We start from the raw sequence: 19815 nt of genomic DNA on the forward strand, positions 1-19815 counted from the left end.
GCCCTGCCCTCACGCCGGTCACTTGGCCGGCACCGCGTACTGGACCATCGTCTGCTGGTCGGCGCGGCCCTTGAAGCTGACGTTCTTCTTCATCGCCCACACCGAGTGCTCGAAGTGGATCGGCAGCATCGCGAAATCGGCCATCGCGAGTTCGCTGGCCTTCGCGAGCGTCGCGGCGCGTGCGGCGTCGTCCATCTGGGCGGACGCCTCGGCGACCAGCTTGTCCATCGCCGGGTTCGAGTAGCGGGCGCGGTTGGTGGTGCCCAGCCCCTTGTCCTTGTCGGGCGTGACCAGCAGCGCGATCAGCGTGTTCGACATTTCCCCCGTCGCGGTGCCCCAGCCGGCGAGGTAGGCGCTGTACGTGTAGGTGTCGCGGTTCTTGAAGAACACGGCCGGCGCGTTGGCGTCGATCGAGGTCTTGACGCCGATGCGCGTCCACATGGCGGCCAGCGTCTGCGCGACCTTGCTGTCGTTGATGTAGMGCCCGTTCGGCGTGCCCAGTACCAGCGTGAAGCCGTCGGGGTAGCCGGCCTCCTTCAGCAGCGCCTTGGCCTTCTCGGGATCGGGCTTGGCCGCGGTGACGAGGTTCTTGCTGGCACCGGACATCGGGTACGGCAGCAGCTGCGCGGCCGGCGTGGCCACGCCACCCATGGTGCGCGAGACCAGCGCCGTGCGGTCGACAGCCAGCGACAGCGCTTCGCGCACGCGCTTGTCGAGCAGCGGGTTCTTGGCCACAGGCCCGCCGGAAGTGGCGGTGATGCCCGGCGTGCTGTCGCCGTTCTGGTCGAGGGCCACGTAGATGACGCGGTTCGATGCCTTGGTCTCCACCGTCAGCTTGGGCTCCTTGCGCAAGCGCTCCAGGTCGTCGGTGGGCGGATCCTCGGCGAGGTCGACATCGCCGGCGAGCAGCGCGGCGACGCGCGCGGCCGGGTTGCTGATCGGCCGGTAGATCACCTTGTCCCAGGCCGGTGCCTTGCCCCAGTAGTGCGGGTTGCGCTCGAAGATGATCTCCGAGCCGCGCTTCCACGAGACGAACTTGTACGGGCCGGTGCCCACCAGGCCGGTGCCGGCGTTCAGCTCGGTGGTGGTCTTGCCTTCGGGGGCCGAGCCGGCGGCGGCCTTGGCCGACATGATGGGCAGGCCCACCATGTTGATCGCGAGCAGCGGGTACGGCTCGGTCGTCGTGATGCGCACCGTCAGCGGATCGGGCGCCTCGATCTTCTCGACCTTCTGCAGGTAGACCTTGAACGACGACGGGCTGTTGGGCACCTTGGGCACGCGGTCCATCGTGAACAGCACGTCGGCCGAGGTCATCGGCGTGCCATCGGAGAACTTGACGTTGGGCCGCAGCTTGAAGGTCCAGACCCGGCCGTCGGCCTTCCAGGATTCGGCGAGGCAGGGCTCGGGCTTGAGATCGGCATCGACGCAGACCAGCGGTTCGAACAGCGTCTGCGAGAGCTGGATGTTCGGCGTCAGCGCGTGGTACTGCGGGTCCATCGAGGTGGGCTCGGTCTTCAGCGCCACCACGAGGTCGCGCGCCGCGGCGCCGCTTGCGAACGAGGCGCCCGCGACGATCGCGGCGGCGGCCAGCAGGGAGCGGCCGATGGGCCTCGGGAAAATACTTCCTGACATGTGATGCTCTGCAGTCCGTGTTCAGTGAAGCTGGGGACGGTAGCAAGAAGCGATCCAAGCGGCAATTGTGGGGACTACCTGCGGCGTCGGATTTCTACAAGATCGCCGGGCGGCGTTGCGAGACAGTGAAGCCCTCACCACTGATCACCGCCAGGAGCCATGATGAACACGACGAACACCGCGATCCGCCCGTTCCGCATCGAGATCCCGCAAGCGCGGATCGTCGACCTGCAGCGCCGCCTTGCGGCCACGCGCTGGCCGCAACCGGTGGACCCGGGCTTCGGCCATGGCCAGTCGCTGGCGCTGGTGCGCGAGCTGGCCGCGTACTGGGCCGACGGATTCGACTGGCGCGCCCAGGAGGCGCGCCTGAACCGCCATCCGCAGTTCATCACCGAGATCGACGGCCAGACCCTCCATTTCATCCACGTGAAGTCGAAGGAGCCCAACGCCTTCCCGTTGATCCTGACGCACGGCTGGCCCAGCTCGCCGGCCGAGTACCTGGACCTGATCGGCCCGCTCACCGACCCGCGCAGCCATGGCCTCGATGCCTCGATCGCTTTCGACCTGGTGATCCCGTCGGTGCCGGGCATGGGGCTGTCGTCGCCGCTGGCCGCCACCGGCTGGGACGCGGCCCGCACCGCGGCCGCCTGGGACACGCTGATGAAGAGGTTGGGCTACACCCGCTATGGCGCGCAAGGCGGCGACGTGGGCGCGTTGATCGCGCGCGAGCTGGGCATCCTCGCGCCCGAGGGCCTGGTCGGCGTCCACCTGCAGCAGGTCTTCGCCTTCCCCAACGGCAGCCCCGGCGAGATGGACGGGCTGTCGGCGTTCGAGATGGAAGGGTTCAAGACCTTGGACCATTTCCGCAAGTACGCCGGCTATGTCGACATCCAGTCCAAGCGCCCCGGCACGCTGGCCTACGGGCTGGTCGATTCGCCGGCCGCGCTGCTGTCGTGGAATGCCGAGCTGTTCTTCGGCTTCGAAGGCGAGCGCAGCGCCGAGGTCGACCGCGATCGCTTCCTGACGCACGTGTCGCTGTACTGGTTCACCGGCACCGGCGGGCAGGCCGCGGAGTTCTACCTGGCCAACGCTGCCAGCGGTGCCGGCTACCGCGAGCTGCCCAACCCCACGCCGACCGCGGTGGCCGTGTTCCCGAACGACTTCCGCTCGGTCCGCCGCTTCGTCGCCCGCTCGCACACCCGGGTGCTACAGTGGTCCGAGATGCCGCGCGGCGGCCACTTCGCCAGCGAGACCGACCCCGACCTCGTCGCCGATGACCTGCGCCGCTTCTTCGTCGGACTGCAGGCGCCACAGGATGCCCCCCACGGAAGGAACGATCACTGAAGAAGAGCGTGTGGCGGACTCGCCCCTGGTGGCGAAGGTCCGCAGCGCCCGCTACGCCGGCGACACGCGCGAGGTGGCGCTGCCCGACGGCTCCTGGGACCTGCTGTTCCTGCGCCGCGGCGGCGGCCCGCTGATGGTCATCCAGACCGGGCAGATCGCAGCACCCCTCGCGGTGGACAGCCAGGCTGGCGACGAGATGCTGACGATCGCCTTCAAGCCCGAGGTCTACATGCCCCGCCTGCCGGGGCGATTGACCTTCAACCAGGGCGTGCCATGCCCGGTGGAGGCGGATCGCAGTGTCTGGATCGGCCCCGAACGCTTCGAGGTGCCCCGCTTCGACAACGTCGAAGAATTCGTGTCCGCGCTGGCGCGCAAGGGCCTGCTGGAGCGTGACCCGGTGGTCTCGCGCGCGCTGCAGGGCGCGCGCCAGCGGCTCGACGAGCGCAGCATCCAGCGCCACTTCGCCGAGGTCACCGGCCTCGGCCTGAAGGCCTTCCAGCAGATCGCCCGGGCCCACGAGGCCGCGCGGCTGCTGCGCCTGGGGCAGGCACCGTCGCAGGTGGCCGCCGAACTCGAGTTCACCGACCAGGCCCACCTGACGCATTCGCTCAAGCGATTCCTCGGGCAGACGCCGCGGCAGATCGCCAGGCACCCAGGCGCTGCGCAGGGCTGAGCGGCTGCGGTCAAGCCGCCCGGATGAGCGCCTGCGCTTCTTCCATCATCTCCCGCACGATCTCGGCCGCCGGCTGCACCCGCTTGATGAACTTCACGCTCTCCGAGCCGGCCGGCAGCCCCATCTCCTCGAAGTCGCCGGTCGTTTCCGGCGTCGGCACGATGGCGCTGAACTTGGGCATGCTGTAGTTCTGCTTCAGCGTCAACGGGAACAGCAGCGTGCTGCCGATGACGGCCGGCGGCGGCGGCGGGTTCGGCACCTGCCCTTCCCTGCCGGCCCATTCATCGACGACCCGGTTGCGCAGCACGCGGTACGGCCGCCCGGGGTATTCCGGCCCGAACAGCGTGGTCGTGACGGTAGCGTGCCCGCGGGCTTCGACGATGCGGCGCTTGTATTCCGGATGCGCATGCGCCTCGCTCGACGCGACCAACCGCGTGCCCACCCAGACGCCATCGGCCCCGTGGGACAAGGCGTCGACCACGCCCTGGCCATCGGCAATGCCGCCCGAGGCCAGCACCATCAACGGCCGCACCGCGTGGACCACCTGCTGCAGCAGCTTCAGCGTGCGCGTGCCGCTCTTGTTGTGTCCGCCCGCCTGCGAGCCCTGGGCGATCACCGCATCCATCCCGGCGGCGCCCGCCTCCAGCGCCTGCGGCACCGAGGCCACCTGCATCCACACCCGGGCGCCCGCCGCATGCAGCCGGTCGACCCAGGCCCGCGGCGGCACGTTCATGTGGAACACCACCAGGCGCACCCGCTCGGCGATGCAGACATCGATGTGCGCCTGCGTCACCAGCGGTCCGAACGCCGAGTCGTCGAAGATGAAATCCACGCCGAAGGGCCGCGCCGTCATGGCCTTGATCGACTGGATCAGCGCCTGCGTGCCGGGCGGCGGCTCGATGCCATTGCCCAGCACGCCGATGCCGCCGGCGTTCGACACCGCCGCCACCAGCGACGGCAGCGCGACGAAGCCCATGCCGGCACCGACGAAGGGATGGCGCACGCCGTAGCCACGCGTGAGCCGGGTGTCCAGGCTGGGCGGGTGGTGGCCACCGAAGGCCAGCTCGGTCTCGGCACGGGCCGGCCCGGCAGACAGCGCCGACCCGCCCAGGCCGGACAACAGCAGCAGGCGCCGGCGCTGCGACGCGATGTCATGACTCATGTGGAGGCTCTCCCTGCAAGCGCCTCATTCTGCTCACGCTGCGGGGCGGCGCCATCCACATGAATGACGATGGGCCCGGCCGGGTTGCGCCTCGCTCCTCACTCCGTCATCACCACGACGACGCGCGCGTCGGCCTTGCTGGTGGACAGGTACACGTGGCCGACGCCGCTGTCGAAGTAGGCCGACTCCTGGCGGGCGAGGTCRACCACCTCGCCGGTCTCGAAGTGGATGCGCACGCGGCCCGACAGCACCATCACGAACTCCTGCCCCGGGTGGCGGATGTAGTCGGGGAACTGCGCCATCTGCCGCGCGACGACGATGCCGTGCAGCGGCGTCATGCGCTTGGCCGGGAACGCGGTGGCGAGCATGCGGTAGTCGTAGTTCTCGGCGTCGTAGCGGGGCGCGGCGTCCAGCGTGGTGCGCACGACCACCGGCCGGCGGCCCGCGGCCGGCACCGCTTCGGCGCGCGGATCGAACAGCGAGGCGATGTCCACGTCGAGCGCGCGCGCGACCGCCGCGAACTTCTCGTAGCTCACCGAGATCTGGCCGAGCTCGATCTTCGACAAGGTCGACAGCGCGACGCCCGAGCGGGTGGACAACGCCCCGAGCGTCAGCCCGTGCCGCTTGCGGATGGCCCGCAGGCGCTCGCCGACGCGCTCGCGGTCGGGCAAGGCGGCTGCTGTCGTGCGGGCGGGCGGACGGCTCGTCGTTCGAAGCTTGGGCATCGTTTCTGTTGCAGGGGTTGCCGGCACGATTCTCGCATGTGAGAATTCTCGTATGAGAGAATTTGATGTCGCCATCGTCGGCGCCGGCATCGCCGGTGCATCGCTTGCCTGGCAGCTGGCCGGCGAGCGCAGCGTGCTGCTGCTGGAGCGCGAAACCCAGCCCGGCTACCACGCCACCGGCCGTTCGGCGGCCATGTTCATGGAGAGCTACGGCCCGCCGGCCGTGCGTGCGCTGACGCGGGCCAGCCGGGCGTTCTACGAGACGCCGCCGGACGGTTTCACCCAGGCTCCGCTGCTGGCGCCGCGCGGCGTGCTCTACCTCGCCACGCACGGCCAGGAGGCCCTGCTGGACGCCATGCAGCGCACGCTGGCGGCCAGCGGCAGCGTGCTCGATCGGGTGGGCGCCGATGCGGCGCTGGCCCGCGTCGGCTGCCTGCGGCCCGACGTGGTGCACGGCGCGCTCCACGAGCCGGGTGCGCAGGACATCGACGTGAACGCGCTGCACCAGGGCTTCCTGCGCGGCATGCGCGCCCGCGGCGGCGAGCTCCGCACCGGCGCGGACGTCATCGCCGCGCAGCGCAGCAACGAGCGCTGGACGCTGCGCCTGGCCGACGGCGAGGCCGTGCAGGCGCGGGCCGTGGTCGATGCCGCGGGCGCCTGGGCCGACGCCGTGGCGGCCGTGTTCGGTGCGGCGCCGATCGGCCTGGTGCCGCACCGCCGCAGCGCCTTCACGTTCAAGGCGCCCGAAGGATTCGACGTGTCGCACTGGCCGGCCGTCGTCGGTGTCGACGAAAGCTACTACTTCAAGCCCGACGCCGGCCGGCTGCTCGGCTCGCCCGCGAATGCCGACCCGACCGTGCCGCACGACGTGGTGCCCGAGGAGCTCGACATCGCCCTGGGCATCCACCAGATCGAGGCCGTCACCACCCTCACGATCCGCCGGCCCGCCAGCACCTGGGCCGGCCTGCGCTCGTTCGTGCGCGACGGCGAGCCGGTGATCGGCTGGGATGCGCACTGCCCCGGATTCTTCTGGCTCGCCGGCCAGGGCGGCTACGGCATCCAGAGCGCGGCYGGTGCCGCGGCGCTGGCCGCCTCGCTGCTGCGCGGCACCGCCCTGCCGTCCGAGCTCGTGCAACAGGGCGTCGACGCGCACGCCCTGGCGCCGCACCGTTTGCGCTGACCTTTTTTTCGAAAGGACCGTCCATGTCGAGAACCACCACCCGCCTCGCCCTGTTGTTCGCCCTGCCGTTCTGCGTCCTGCTCGCTGCGCTGGGAGGCAGCCCGGCGCGGGCGGCTGGCTTTCCCGAGAAGCCGGTGACGCTCGTCGTGCCCTTCCCGCCAGGGGGCGCGACCGACACGATGGCCCGCATCATCGCGAAGGGCATGGCACAGCGGCTCGCCCAGCCCGTCATCGTCGACAACAAGGCCGGCGCCGGCACCACGATCGGCGCGGGCGCGGTGGCCCAGGCGGCACCCGACGGCCATACGCTGCTGATCAGCTCCAACACCACCTTCACCGTCAACCCGGCGCTGAAGGCGAAGCTGCCTTACGACGCCCAGAAGAGCTTCGAATCGATCGGCCTGATCGGCACCTCGCCGCTGGTGCTGCTGGCCAACCCGTCGCTGCCGGCCAACAGCGTGAAGGAGCTGGTCGCGCTCGCCAAGGCGCAACCCGGCAAGCTGGCCTACGCATCGTTCGGCAACGGCACCACCTCGCACCTGGCCGGCGAGATGTTCAAGCTGGCAACCGGCGTCGACATCCTGCACGTGCCGTACAAGGGCAGCTCGCCGGCGATGACGGACCTGATCGGCGGCCAGGTGCTGCTGAGCTTCGACACCAATGTCGCCGCGCTGCCGATGCTGCGCGCCGGCCATGTGAAGGCGCTGGCCGTCACGTCGGCGCGACGCTCGCCCTCGCTGCCCCAGGTGCCGACCGTCGCCGAGGCCGGCTACCCCGGGTTCGAGATGCTGCCGTGGATCACCATCGTCGCGCCGCGCGGGCTGCCGCCTGCCGTGCAGAAGGCGCTGGGCAAGGCGCTCGCCGACACGCTGGCGGATCCCGCCAGCCGCGCCGATCTCGAGAAGGCCGGCGTCGACGTGTCGTACGAGCCGGGCTCGTTCTACGATGCGCGCGTGGCGAAGGAACTGCCGCTGCTGCGGGCCTACGTCCACAAGGCCAACATTCCGCTGGAGTGAGCACCATGAGCCACGACCCCACGCTGCCCGAGCGTTCCGCCGTCGAGCTGCGCCGCCTGATCGGCAGCCGGCAACTCTCGCCGGTCGAGCTGATGGACGCCTGCATCGCGCGCATCGAAGCCTTCAACCCCGCCGTCAACGCGATCGCCGCCACCGACTTCGAGCGCGCCCGCGCGAGCGCCCGCCAGGCCGAGGCCGACGTGATGCGCGGCGCGCCGCTGGGCCTGCTGCACGGCCTGCCGCTCGGCGTGAAGGACCTGCTGGACACCGCGGGGCTGCTCACCACCCACGGCAACGTCGGCCGGCGCGCCAACGTGCCGCTGCACGACAACGGGCTCGTCGCACGGCTGCGCGCGGCCGGCGCGATCGTCACCGCCAAGACCAACGTGCCCGACATGGGCGCCGGCGCCAACACGCGCAATCCGGTGTGGGGCGCGACCGGCAACCCCTTCGACCCCGCGCTGAACGCCGGCGGCTCGTCGGGCGGCTCGGCGGCCGCGCTGGCGGTCGACATGCTGCCGATCGCGACCGGCTCCGACACCGGCGGCTCGCTGCGCATCCCGGCGGCCCTGTGCGGCGTGGTCGGCCTGCGGCCCTCGCCCGGCCTGGTGGCCAACGATGCGCGGCCGCTCGGCTGGTCGGTCCTCTCGGTGCTCGGGCCGATGGGGCGCGACGTCGGCGACACGGCGCTGCAGCTGGCCGCCACGGTCGGCTTCGACCCACGCGACCCGCTGTCGCATGCGGAGCACGGCGCGTCGTTCTGGCCGCTCGCCGGCGTGGACCTGGCCGGGCTCCGTGTCGGCACGACCGAGGATTTCGGCCTGTGCATCGTCGACCCGGAGATCCGGCGCGTGTTTCGCGCGCGCGTGGAAGCGATCCGGCCGTGGGTGGCCTGCTGCGAGCCGGTCGACCTCGCGCTGGGCGACGCCGACCGGGCGTTCGACACGCTGCGCGCCGAGAGCTTCGTCGCCGCATTCGCCGACACCTTCCGCACCGCCCCCGAAACGCTCGGGCCCAACGTGCGCGCCAATGTCGAGATGGCGGCGTCGATCACGCTCGCCGACCGCGCCTGGGCGCACCTCGAGCAGACGCGCATCGCGCGGCGCTTCGCAAGCGCCTTCGAGCGCTACGACCTGATCCTCGCGCCGACCACGCCGGTCACGCCGTTCCCGTGGACCGAGCTGTATGCCCAGCGCATCGACGGCCAGGCGATGCGCAACTACTACCACTGGCTCGGGCTGACCTATGTGGTCACGCTCGCGACGAACCCGGTGCTGTCGCTGCCGTGCGGGCGCGACGAACACGGCATGCCGTTCGGCCTGCAGTTGATCGGGCGGCTGCGCGGGGATGCCGCGCTGCTCGCAGCCGCGCAAGCGCTCGAGCATTGCTTCGAGGCGACCCCTGCACTGCGCCGGCCCCGGCCCGACCTGCAAGCGCTGCGCGCACCGCGGCCCGAGCTGAAGAGCATCGTGACGCATCCGCCCCTGGCATCCGGCGCCACGGCCGGCGGCGCGCCGACTGCGGTCTGACAGACAGGCCACGACACCGAAACAAGTGCAGCCGGGTGTATCACACGCTGGCGCTGGCGCCGCCTCGGCGCGACAGTCCCCGTGCGCCAATGCGGCGCAGCAACGGGAGCAGCCATGACATCATCCGACGCGACCTCACGCCGCAGCATCGCGGCATTCATCGGAAGCCTGCTGATGGGAGGCCCGCTGGTGGCCGCCGCCCAGGGCAACTACCAGCAGACGCACACCGGCCAGGGCACCTTCTACGGATACGGCGGCGGAGGCAACTGCTCGTTCCCCAAGCCCACCGACATCCTCACCGCGGCCATGAACACGGCCGACTACGACACCGCCCAGGCCTGCGGCGCCTGCATCGAGGTGACGAACCTGAATACTCAGCAGTCGGTGGTCGTGCGGGTGGACGACCGCTGTCCGGAATGCGCACCCGGCGATGTCGACCTGTCGCAAGAGGCTTTTGCCGGCATCTCGCCACTGGGGGCCGGCCGCATTCCGATCAGCTGGAAGTACGTGTCGTGCACGCCGCCGGCGGCGAAGGTCTATTTCAAAGAGGGCTCCAGCCAATGGTGGGCCGGCGTGCAGGTGCGCGACCATCGCAGCCCGGTCGCGTCCCTCGCCTGGCGACCCGGCGGCGGCAGCGGCGCGTACAGCGCCCTCGGGCGCGAGATGTACAACTACTTCATCGCCCCGAGCGGCATGGGGCCGGGGCCCTACGACCTGCAGATCACGGACGTGTTCGGCCAGGTGATCACGGCGACGGGCGTGGCGCTGGCCGTCACGACGGAGATCGATCTCGGCCTCCAGTTCCCGAAGGTCCTGCCGTCTCCCGGCAGCTCGTCCGGGGGAGGCGGCAGCGGCGGAGCCGCCCTGCCGGCCACGACGGGCATCGCCGTGGCGAACGACTGGGGCCAGGGCTATTGCAGCAACGTCACCGTGACGAACCCGAATGCGACACCGCTGACCTGGACGGTGTCCTTCAGCGTCGCCGGCACCACCTACACCTCCTGGAATGCCACGCTGTCGCAAAGCGGCAGCACCGTCACCGCCAGTGGCGTGTCCTGGAACCAGGTGCTGCAGGCCGGGGCCGGTACATCGTTCGGGTTTTGCGCCAATCGGTGAGCGAGGGCCTCAGCCGCGACGAAGCGCTTCCTGCTCTTTCCGCACCAGCAGCTTCGCCTTGAACAGGTCTCGCATGACCCGGCTGTAGGCGTTGGCGGCGCCATCACCCGTGGTCTCGATGGTGCAGAAAATGGCTTGCGGGTACTTTTCGACCACCAGCGACTGCACGCCGTCCGAGACGCCGGAAGAAGGCATGCAGCCGAAGGGCTTGACGCTGACGACCATGTGCGCCTTGCGGTGCTTCACGCTCTGGATCAGCTTGCCGACTTCCATGTGCCCTTCGCCGCCGCGAAGGTGGTTGTCGTAGAACGGGTGCGACAAGGTCGCGATCTCGTCCAGGTCGCACAAGCGCCATGCCTTCAGGCCGAGCGTCACGGCGAACAGCGCGTAGGTGCTGCGCAACGCGGCATCGGCTGCGCGCGCCAGCGCGAGCCGGCGCAACGGATGCTTGCCTGCCAGGCCGTGGCGGCCCGGGTCGGCCTGCTGCAGCTTCATGCGCCGGCGCGTGTCCCAGCGCAGCTGCCACACGTTGTAGAGCAGCCAGGCCGTGACGGGCTGCGCATCCACCTCGGCGCCCTCCGCTTCCAGGAAAGCCTGCAGCCGGTAGTTGCCGTCGCCTTCGGTGGTCATGGCCCAGAACTCGCCGATCACCGATACCCTGGGCTTGACCTGCGAGCGATCGAGTGCCACGCCGCCGAGCAGCCTGCGGCAGGTCCAGAGCGCTGCCAGCAGGCTGCCGCGCGTGGCCAGCGCGTCGTGCAGCAAGGTCTTGCAGCGCGCCAGTGCCGCCTCGGTGGCGCCGGGCACGCACTCGTAGGGCCGCATGCGGTAGCCCATCGCGTTGAGCACGTCGCCCGCGATCACCGCACGCAGCACGGCGAAGAAGAAGCGCCGGTCCAGCACCAGCCCGTCGCCGCCACCGCAGGCTTGCCGCAAGCCGCCCTGCTGCTGGAACAGCAACACGCGAAAGCCCGCGAAGCCCGCATCGCGCAGCGCCTTGCGGTACTCGGTCGCGTAGGTGCCGAAGCGGCACGGGCCGCAGGCCCCGGCGGTGACGAAGACGTGCCGCTCGATGATCTCCTGCGTGCCCAGGCCCTGCACATCGCGCAGGGTCACGAGGTGCTTGACCAGGTTGCCGACCGTGAAATAAGTGGGATTGCACTGGCCGCGATTGCCGAACTCGCGCCCGAAGCGCAACGCCTCGTTGTCCGGCGTGCCGAGCACCTCGACCTGGTAGCCGATGCCCCGGAGYGCGCCCTGGATCAGCAGGTCCTGGGCCTGCGTCAGGCCGCCGCACAGCAGCGTCGTGCGGGCCCGCTCGGCGCAGCTGAAGCGCTGCGGCGCGGCGTCTCGCCAATGCACGGCCGGCGTGGCGGCGAGGCCGAGCCGCACGCGCTCGTCGCGCTCGAACTGCTGGAGCTCGCGCTCGATGTCCGCCGCCTGCGCGAGTTCGTCGCGCAGCCAGACCACGCTGCGGGTCGCGTTGCCGTCCGGTGCATTCATGCTGGCCTCCGATGAATCGTGATCGGCTGCGCTTTCACCGCGGTCTCGCACGCGCGCCCGCTCCTCGGCTCGACGGGTGCGAAGCGGATCGGCTTCTCTTCGTCGACCCATGCGGCGTAGCTCTGATCGGCCGCGTCGCTGCCGACCACGCGCCCGCCTTGCCGGCGGGCCCGCAGCTCGCGCCGCCGGGCATCGATGCGCTGCGCGAGCTCGTCCTTCGCGGCGCGCAGGTCCTGCAGCTTCTCGGCGTGGCGCTGCAAGGTGTGCGCATAGGTCCGCACGCGGATCTTGATCGAGCCCGACGGCTTGTTGGCGTCGATGTCGTGCAGCGCCGCGTACGGGGTGGCGCTCGCCGCGACGATGTTGTCGATCATTCCGTAGGTCGGCGCGTCGTGGCCGCACTTGAAGCTCGAGAAGTCGAGCACCACCAGGTTCGGATGCCTGGCCGCGAACTTCGCAGCCCAGACCTTCTCGGCGCTGTTGGTCGAATACGCCTCGGGCCACACGTCGGCCACGCCGAGGACATCCGCATCGCCACCGAAGAAGCGCGCCAGCCATTGCGGGTCCTTCGGGATCGAGCGGATCGACAGCACCGGGTAGCCGAGCGCCTGGAACTCGTCGAGCACGCCGTGGTTGAGCCCCGGATCGCCGTGGTAGGGCCGGCCGAGCACGAGGATGCCGACCTTGTCCTCGTCCTCCAGCTGCTCCAGCAGCAGCATGCCGCGGCGCTGCATCTCGCTGTCGAAGCAGCGCAGCGCCGCCCAGGCCTGGTCGAGCGCGAAGTCGCTCTCGTCGCGCGTCACGCCCAGGCGCTCGCCCCAGGCCTCGAACATCTGCTGCTGCATGAAGCCGGGCTCGTTGAGCGTGATCGCCGGATCGACGTAGGCCACGCCCCCGCGCGCGAAATGGTCGCATTCCTTGGTGAAGGCCGCGCGCATCACCTTGGGCACGCCGGCCACGATCGGGCAGGCGGTGGTGTCGGGCATGCCGCGCACGAAGCTCGGCAGGTGCGTCAGGCAGGGAAAGAAGATGAAGTCGAGCGGCCGCAGCTTGTGCTTCACCAGCAGCAGGTCGTGGATGTGCGCCTGCACCACCTTCGACGGAAAGCAGGGATCGATCGATCCGTAGCGCCCGCCGGCCTCCCACATCTCCTCGCTCGTGACGTCGGAGAAGACGATGTTGCGCGGTGCCACGCCGAGCGCCTCGAAGTAGGCGCGCCACAGCGGCCCGGTCGAGTACATGTTCAGCACCCGCGGCATGCCGATGCGCAAGGCGGCGCGCCGGGCCGCGCCCGCCGATCGCTCGAAACCGCGCACCGGCGCCAGCCAGAGCGACTTCCAGCTCCTCGCGCGGCGCACTTGCTGCAAGGGCGTGCCCGCGTCCGGCAGCGGCTGCGGCGTGTGGAAGGCCTTGAAGGCCAGCTCGGCCTCGTAGTCGACCAGGTTCGGAAACTGCGCCTTCAGCGACTTGCGGTGCGACACCAGCGCCTTCAGCGCCTCCTTCGATTCCACCGTGCCGTGTTCGCACGAGAAGCCCGCGATGTAGCGGCTCGTCCGGCCCTGCGGCGTCGCGGCATCGATGAAGGTCCGCTTGCACGCGTTGGCGCAGAAATGGCAGACCGTGCCGTCGTCGTTGCGCGTGGTGTAAGCCAGGCCGATGGCCGCGTCGAGCCCGACGAAGCGGCTGTGCCCGCGCCGCCCGACGACCCGGCGAGCCTCCAGCGCCGCACCGATGGCGCCGGCCTCGCCGCAGTGCGGGTGCACGTGCACCACCGCGCCCGGCACGCGCTGCACGATGTAGTCGTGCTGCGCCTTGACCGCCGCCAGGTTGTGCTGCGTGCCGCCCTGCAGCACGAAGACGCGGCCCAGCTGGTCCAGGCGCGGCAGCTGCACCACGTACTGCCAGATGTTCTTCGGCAGCACCAGCGCGAGGCCCGCCATCAGTTCCTCCTTGCCGTAGCCCTCTTTCTGGAAGCTCACGCGGTCGGTGTCGAGGAACACCGCGCAGCCGTAGTTGAACTGCGGGCTCAGCCGCGCGCGGAAGGCCAGTTCGGCATAGTCCTGCAGCGCGACGCCGAACTGGCTCGCCATCGCCTGCAGCAGCATGCCGTTGCCGGCCGAGCATTGGTTGGAGAGGCGGAAGTTGCGGATCTCGCCGGCCGCCATGAAGAGCACCTTGATGTCCTGCCCGCCCACGTCGCAGACCACGTCGGCATCCTCGAAGGCACTCCGGGCCGACATCATGTGCGCGACCGTCTCGAYGATGTTCGCATCGACATCGAGCGTCTGTTCGAGGATGTCCGCCGCATAGCCGGTCGCCCCCACGCCCAGTACCTGCAGCGTGGCCCCCTGCCCGCCCACGAAGTCGCGCACGCGCTGCAGGATCTGCTTCGCGTCGGCCAGCGGGTTGCCCTGCGAGAGCTGGTAGTCCTTGAAGAGCAGTTCGCCCGCCTCGTCGACCAGCACCGCTTTCGACGAGGTGGACCCGCCGTCGATGCCGACGAAGGCGCGCACCACCTGCCGCGGCGCGAAGGCGGCCGGCACGAAAGGCAGGGCGCGGAATCGCTCGACGAAGGCATCGCGCTCGGCATCGCTCGCCACCAGGGCCGGACCCTGCGCGTGCAGCGCCCGGGCGCCGCGCCCTTGCGCGATCGATGCGCGCAAAGCCGGCAGGCCGGCGTAGCGGCCCACCTGCGGCGGCTCCTGCAGGCCGAACACCGCGGCGCCGTAGGCGGCGTAGAGCTCGGCATGCGCCGGCACGAAAACGAGTTCCTCGATGGTCAGGTCGCCTGGAACGGCGAGCCCGCGCGACTGCCAGAGTTCGGCGATGCGCTGCCGCCAGCAGCCTTGCAGGAATGGCAGGTAGGTGTTCGGCCCGCCGAGCAGCAGCACGCGCGGCTGCAGCGTGTGCCCGCGCGTCAGCACCGAGAGGTTCTGCGCCACGATGGCGTCGGCCAGCGAGCACATGATCTCCTCGGCCGGAAGGCCGGCCTTCAGCAGGCCGACGATGTCGGTCTCGGCAAACACGCCGCACTTGGCGGCCACCGGATGCAGCTTGCCGGGCTGCCACGCCAGCGCGGCGAGCGCCTCGGCGGCCAGGCCCACCTTCAGCACGCACTTGTCGATGGTCGCGCCGGTGCCCGAGGCACACTTGTCGTTCATCGAGGCGATCACGCGCCGGTCTGAAGCCGCCGCACCGGGCGGCGCGGGCTTGTAGATGATGATCTTGGCGTCCTGCCCGCCGAGCTCGATCACGCTGCCGACCTCCGGATGCAAGGCGTCGACGGCGATCGTCACCGCATTGACCTCCTGCACGAACTTCGCGCCGACGAGCGGCGCGAGCGGCGGCCCGCCGGAGCCGGTGATGAAGGCGCGCATCGACGCGGGCGGCACGGCGCCGAACTGCGCCTCGATCGCCGACAACTGGTCCTCCACCACGGCAGCCTGCCGCGTCTCGTGGCGGCGGTAGTCGGACCAGAGGATGGCGCGGCTGGCGGGATCGACCACCACGGTCTTGACGGTGGTCGAGCCGACGTCGATGCCGAGGATCAAGGCGTCGGGCCGCGTCATCGCTTGTCCTCGAGCAGGACGACGGTGTCGCCCTGCGGCTGCGCAGCGGAGCCCGGCCGCAGCCGCCGCATGGCGGCCAGCACGCGCAGCCGCCAAGGCGCGGGTACGGGCTCGGGCTCGGGCACGCAGGCCACCACCGGCATCGCCTGCGCGGCCGTCTCGGCCGGCTGCGACTGCCCGATCAACCTCAGCACCTCGCGGTTGCCCACCGTCTGCTGCAACCGCAGCACCGAGCGGGCCCACAGCGCGTGGCCGCCACGCGAGGACGGATGCGGCGGGTGGATGCGCGCCGGCTCACAGGAAGGGATGGGCATGGCGTCTCCTTGGTGGCTGCGGGCGGGCGGCTCAGCGCCGCGCTTCCCGCACGATCAGGTGGTAGATGCCCCGGCTGCCGCGCAGCAGGTCGCGCACGCCGCGCGCACCGATCAGGTTCGCGATCAATCCCGACAGTGCACGTGCTTCGCCGGCCTCCAGGCGGCGCCCGGCGTGCGACAGCGAATAGAGCGCCACCGGACGGCCGCCCACGCAGCCGAGCGATTGCGTCGACACGCCGAAGGCCTGCGACGTGCGCCGCACCGCGATCGGCCCCTGCTGCGGCAGGGCGAGCGAGTGGATCAGGCCGGCGACTTCGCCCGCATGACGCGGCGCGAGGATGCGGTGCCGGGCGCGGCCCGCCACGGCGAGCACCGTCAACCCGAGGGCAGTCGCCAGGCCCACGCCCAGGTGCCAGTGCGTCCGCGGCAGCCGGCCCTGCCATTCGCCGGCCAGCACCAGGGCCATCAACGCGGCCGAGGTCCATTGCGCCTCCGAGAACCGGCCCCAATACGGACGCGCCGCATCGCCGCGCAGTTCCTCGAGCCAGATGCGCACGGCGCAATAGCTCACCACATGGAAGCACAGCACGCTGCCCGCGCGATCGCCGCGCCACGCCATGACGCTGCCGGCCGCGACGATCGCCGCGACGAGCATCGATTCGAGGGCCTGGATCGGGAACAACCGCACGCCGACGTAGCAGGCGGCAAAGCCCTCGCGCGCATGCGCGTCGCTGTACCGCACCCCCCAGTGGTGCGGCCGTCCGTGGCAGCAGCCGACCATCAGGCAGCCCTGTCGCCCGCAGACCAGGAAGGCCCCGAGCCACAGGGCATTCAGGTCGAGATAGCGCAGCACCGGCGCGCCGAGCGCCTGCAGCAGCAGCGCACCCGTCGACAGGATCGCGATCTCGTGGTGGTAGAACACCAGCGCCTCGCGGCCGGTGAGGACCTTGGTCGCCATCGCGAGCACGAAGGCCGTCGCCAGGCCGCTCGCCAGCAGGCAGGCGACGACGATGGCCGACAGGCCCTGGTGCGCAGCCAGCACCGAGACCAGCCCGGTGGCGAGCAGCAGCCCCACTGCGCCGCAGACCTGGAAGCTCGACACGCAGCGGCCGAAGACCGTCACGCGCGGTCGCAGCCAGYGGGAATGCGGCAGGAGGGGCATGCCGGCGATCTCGTCAGCGAGGCGGCCGGATCGGCCGCCGCTCGACGCGCACCTGCCCCCAGGGCAGGGTGCGGAACTGCTCCAGCGTGCAAGGCGCGAACCCGTAGGCGCGCACGATCGCGCCGGTGATGTTCTGCACGTGCAGCACCAGCCCGCGCGACGCATGGATGCGTTGCGTGTGCACGCTGCCGACCCCCGAGCGTTCGCTGGCCTCGGGCTCGCCAAGCATGTCCGCGATGGGCCGCGCCGGCTGCAGGTCGTTCACCTCCAGGCCCAGGATCGCACCGTCGCGCAGCCACACCTGCACGTCGCGCGGTACCTGCGCAGACCGCGCATAGCGCCTGAACGCCGTCGGCGTACCGGCCAGCGACGCGACGCCGTCGGGGCCGCCGGCGCCGGGCCCGTAGGCCGTTTCGGCATCCTGCCTGCTGCAGCCCGGGGGCAGGCCATGCCACGCGTCGAGGCGGCCCTCGGCCAAGGCGCGCAGCGCGTTCACGCAGGCGGACGGTTCCGGTGCATTCATCGTTTCGGCCTCCGGGTTCGGATGGACGGCGAGCAGCGTGGCTGCCAGCAGCGCAAGGGTGGCATGGCGGATCTTCATGGCTTGGGAATCAGCAAACGCATGCCGGCGGTGAGCGATCCCCACGGCGCCGCCGGGTTGGCATCGGCCAGCGCCGACTCGGTGATGCCATTCTGCTTCGCGATCTGCGCCCGGGTCTCCGAGCCGCCCGTCCCGGCCGACACCACGATGTGCTCGCGGGCGCCCGGGATGCGCACGCTGCCGGAGATGACGGTGCTGCCCGTCAGCCCCGGATTGGCCGCGGCGATGTCGGCCACCGCGACGTTGGCTGCCTTGGCCAGCTGGTCCACGGTCGTGATGCCCGCCGGCACGCTCAGCAGGTCGCGCGCCGCGGCGGCGACCGGTGCCGTGGTGCCGCCGCCCGGCTCCAGCCCGAGGAACTCGACGTGGCCCTGGAAGAAGGCCGCCTTCACGGCGTTGTCGCCCACCTTGCCGCGGATCGCCGTCGCGTGCGCCAGGAAATCCGCGTAGCTGCCGGCTTCGAACGGGGGCACCGTGCCCGCCGGTGGCTCGGGGAAGCTTCCGCCCTCGATCTCGGCGCGCAGCGATGCGTTCTTCGGCGCCTTGGGGATCTGGTCGAGCAGCACCTCTTCGCTGAACATCGTGCAGAAGCCCTCCGACATGATGCGGTTGTTGGCGCCTCCCGCCGAATGGAACACCGGATGCTCCAGCGTGTGGATGTATTCGTGGACCAGCGTCTCCCAGGCCGACCAGCGCACGTTGCGCTGTGCCGGGGATGGCGCCCCGCCCGAGCCCGCGGTCGTGCTCAGGGAGGGATCCGGCGCGGTCCCGATGACGATCTTGCCGGTGCGCGGATCGGTGAGGGCAAAGCCGAAGAGATCGAACAGCTCCAGGTCCGCCTGGCGCGCCGCCACGAACGGCGCCACGATCTCGGTCTCCAGGAAGGTCTGCTCCTCGCCGCCGCGGGTCGGGCTGAAGTTGTGCGGCGCCATGGCTGCGGAGCCCGCCGTCTCGGCGATCCAGCCCGCCAGGTCGTGGGCGTCGATCGGAAGCCCGGCCAGCGCGCGCTGGGTCTTGTCGTTGGCGTCGAACAGGTTCTGGTTCGCACCCGATGCACGAAAGGCGAAGCCGTGCCGCACGGCCGCCTGGCCCGGCGTCAGGGCCGCCACGGAAATCCATTCGTCGAAGCGTTGGTCCACCACCTTCTTCGCCGCGTTGCCCGGCCCTTCGAGGTCGGCGATCGGCACCCGCGCGGGGCCTGCGATGGCATGGATGCCTGGCATGTTCGCGTCGAGTTCCAGGCGCATCGCATCGGTCACCTTCGTCTTCAGGTCGGCCTTGCGCGCCGCCTTCTGGAGGGCCGTTCCCGGCGCTGTGCTCAGGGCATCCCAGTCGGCCAGCGTCGGGCCGGAGCCCGCCGCGCCCGGATGCAGTTCGCGCTGCACGGCCTGCTGGGTGGTGGCGTCGGGCTGCGCGGTGCCGGCGTGCAGGTCCTTTCCTTGCGCCACCTTCGACTTGTCCTTCGAGCAGCGCGACAAGGTCAGCCCGCTCTTCAGGCGCGGGGCCACGTCGCGCGCCGCCTCGCGTGCGCCGAGCCAGCCTTGCCTGACGAACGCGGCGGCGCTGCGGTCCGCGTCGGCTTCCAGCGGCCCTGCGTCCTGCGCCGATCTCGCGCCCGAGGCGCCGCCCTGCTGCGCGACATGCGCGAGCTCGTGCGCGATCAGCGCATCGCCGCCGGGCGTGCCCGGCCGGAACTCGCCGGCACCGAAGGCCACGTGGCGACCGACCGTGAAGGCGCGCGCGTTGAAGTCGTCCGAGAGCCGGCTGCCGGTGGCATCGTCGTGCAGGCGCACGTCGGCGAAGCTGGTGCCGAAGGCGGGCTCCATGCGCTCGCGCACCGGCGTCGGCAAGGGCTGCCCCTGCCCCAGCTCGTGCTGCACCGAGGCCGGCGGCCGCGCGGCCTGCGCGCCGCCGGGCCGGCCCTTGAAGAACATGCCGCCGAAGGCGTTCAGCACCCCGCCGCCGGCCATCGGGGAGTCGGGCATGTCCTCGGGCAGCCCGCTGATCTCGCCGGTGGCGGCCCAGGCCCGCGCGCTGCGCTGCACCCGCGCCGCCACCGCGCCGATGTAGCCCGCCACGCTCGATGCGCCGCGCGATTCGGGCGCATAGCGCCGCAGCGAGAGTTCGACCTGGCTCGCGCTGCGCGAGCGGTAGTAGTCCAGCCAGTGATCGATCCACGGGCAGCCCTGCGAGTCGCGGCCGGTGCCCACCAGGCCTTCGTCGACGGCGGCGCAGATCGCCAGCCGCAGCGCATCGAGGAACTCGGTCTTGCGCATCTGCCCCTCGTGC

General features: G+C 71.0%; 15 protein-coding genes. 6 read left to right on the top strand and 9 right to left on the bottom strand.

The annotated features are described in order from the left end of the window. Nucleotides 1-18: 18 nt before the first annotated feature. Nucleotides 19-1632 carry an ABC transporter substrate-binding protein gene (locus AC1DXV_RS07960; RefSeq protein WP_477933130.1) on the bottom strand — a complete coding sequence of 538 codons (1614 nt, stop codon included), beginning with the start codon at nucleotides 1630-1632 and terminating at the stop codon, nucleotides 19-21. A gap of 162 nt (nucleotides 1633-1794) precedes the next feature. Between AC1DXV_RS07960 and AC1DXV_RS07965 the strand changes: the two genes are divergently transcribed. Together AC1DXV_RS07965 and AC1DXV_RS07970 are read left to right on the top strand one after the other, a co-directional pair. Then, complete coding sequence (locus AC1DXV_RS07965) at nucleotides 1795-2976, top strand: epoxide hydrolase family protein (RefSeq protein ID WP_477870986.1); 1182 nt, start codon at nucleotides 1795-1797, stop codon at nucleotides 2974-2976. Between the two features lie 10 nt (nucleotides 2977-2986). Further along, nucleotides 2987-3649, top strand: coding sequence for a helix-turn-helix domain-containing protein (locus tag AC1DXV_RS07970; RefSeq protein WP_477933132.1), 663 nt, complete (start codon nucleotides 2987-2989; stop codon nucleotides 3647-3649). Nucleotides 3650-3659: 10 nt separating this feature from the next. On the opposite strand, the gene AC1DXV_RS07975 is transcribed toward AC1DXV_RS07970, so the two are convergent. Together AC1DXV_RS07975 and AC1DXV_RS07980 are read right to left on the bottom strand one after the other, a co-directional pair. Continuing rightward, nucleotides 3660-4811 carry an NAD(P)H-dependent flavin oxidoreductase gene (locus AC1DXV_RS07975; RefSeq protein ID WP_477872232.1) on the bottom strand — a complete coding sequence of 384 codons (1152 nt, stop codon included), beginning with the start codon at nucleotides 4809-4811 and terminating at the stop codon, nucleotides 3660-3662. Nucleotides 4812-4909: 98 nt separating this feature from the next. Continuing rightward, entirely contained in the window at nucleotides 4910-5536 is a 627-nt protein-coding gene (locus AC1DXV_RS07980; RefSeq protein WP_477872234.1) for a helix-turn-helix domain-containing protein, read from the bottom strand. 52 nt (nucleotides 5537-5588) lie between these two features. Here AC1DXV_RS07980 and AC1DXV_RS07985 point away from each other — a divergent pair, with 52 nt between their 5' ends. The 4 genes from AC1DXV_RS07985 (at nucleotide 5589) to AC1DXV_RS08000 (ending at nucleotide 10377) form a co-directional block, all read left to right on the top strand. After that, the gene (locus AC1DXV_RS07985) at nucleotides 5589-6716 is read left to right on the top strand and encodes an NAD(P)/FAD-dependent oxidoreductase (protein ID WP_477933134.1); all 1128 of its coding nucleotides are present in this window, start codon (nucleotides 5589-5591) and stop codon (nucleotides 6714-6716) included. A gap of 23 nt (nucleotides 6717-6739) precedes the next feature. Then, nucleotides 6740-7732, top strand: a complete 993-nt coding sequence (locus tag AC1DXV_RS07990; RefSeq protein WP_477933136.1) for a Bug family tripartite tricarboxylate transporter substrate binding protein — start codon at nucleotides 6740-6742, stop codon at nucleotides 7730-7732. A gap of 5 nt (nucleotides 7733-7737) precedes the next feature. Continuing rightward, entirely contained in the window at nucleotides 7738-9261 is a 1524-nt protein-coding gene (locus AC1DXV_RS07995) for an amidase (protein ID WP_477872588.1), read from the top strand. Between the two features lie 114 nt (nucleotides 9262-9375). Then, nucleotides 9376-10377 (top strand): expansin EXLX1 family cellulose-binding protein, encoded by a 1002-nt coding sequence (locus tag AC1DXV_RS08000; RefSeq protein ID WP_477933138.1) that lies wholly within the window; start codon nucleotides 9376-9378, stop codon nucleotides 10375-10377. 9 nt (nucleotides 10378-10386) lie between these two features. Here the strand turns inward: AC1DXV_RS08000 and AC1DXV_RS08005 are convergent, their stop codons facing one another. The 6 genes from AC1DXV_RS08005 to AC1DXV_RS08030 all read right to left on the bottom strand — a co-directional run. Beyond that, nucleotides 10387-11880 (bottom strand): hypothetical protein, encoded by a 1494-nt coding sequence (locus AC1DXV_RS08005; RefSeq protein WP_477865829.1) that lies wholly within the window; start codon nucleotides 11878-11880, stop codon nucleotides 10387-10389. Next, the gene (locus AC1DXV_RS08010) at nucleotides 11877-15449 is read right to left on the bottom strand and encodes a BadF/BadG/BcrA/BcrD ATPase family protein (RefSeq protein WP_477933140.1); all 3573 of its coding nucleotides are present in this window, start codon (nucleotides 15447-15449) and stop codon (nucleotides 11877-11879) included. Before AC1DXV_RS08010 ends, AC1DXV_RS08005 begins: the two co-directional genes overlap by 4 nt. After that, complete coding sequence (locus tag AC1DXV_RS08015; protein ID WP_477865831.1) at nucleotides 15446-15763, bottom strand: hypothetical protein; 318 nt, start codon at nucleotides 15761-15763, stop codon at nucleotides 15446-15448. Before AC1DXV_RS08015 ends, AC1DXV_RS08010 begins: the two co-directional genes overlap by 4 nt. 31 nt (nucleotides 15764-15794) lie before the next feature. Continuing rightward, nucleotides 15795-16925, bottom strand: a complete 1131-nt coding sequence (locus AC1DXV_RS08020) for a prolipoprotein diacylglyceryl transferase family protein (protein WP_477933142.1) — start codon at nucleotides 16923-16925, stop codon at nucleotides 15795-15797. 13 nt (nucleotides 16926-16938) lie between these two features. Beyond that, entirely contained in the window at nucleotides 16939-17526 is a 588-nt protein-coding gene (locus tag AC1DXV_RS08025; protein ID WP_477865833.1) for a hypothetical protein, read from the bottom strand. Then, on the bottom strand, nucleotides 17523-19815 hold a 2293-nt coding region (locus AC1DXV_RS08030; protein ID WP_477933144.1), incomplete at its 5' end, for an eCIS core domain-containing protein. The genes AC1DXV_RS08025 and AC1DXV_RS08030, both read right to left, overlap by 4 nt.

The organism is Rhizobacter sp. P3_C12 (assembly GCF_056402735.1).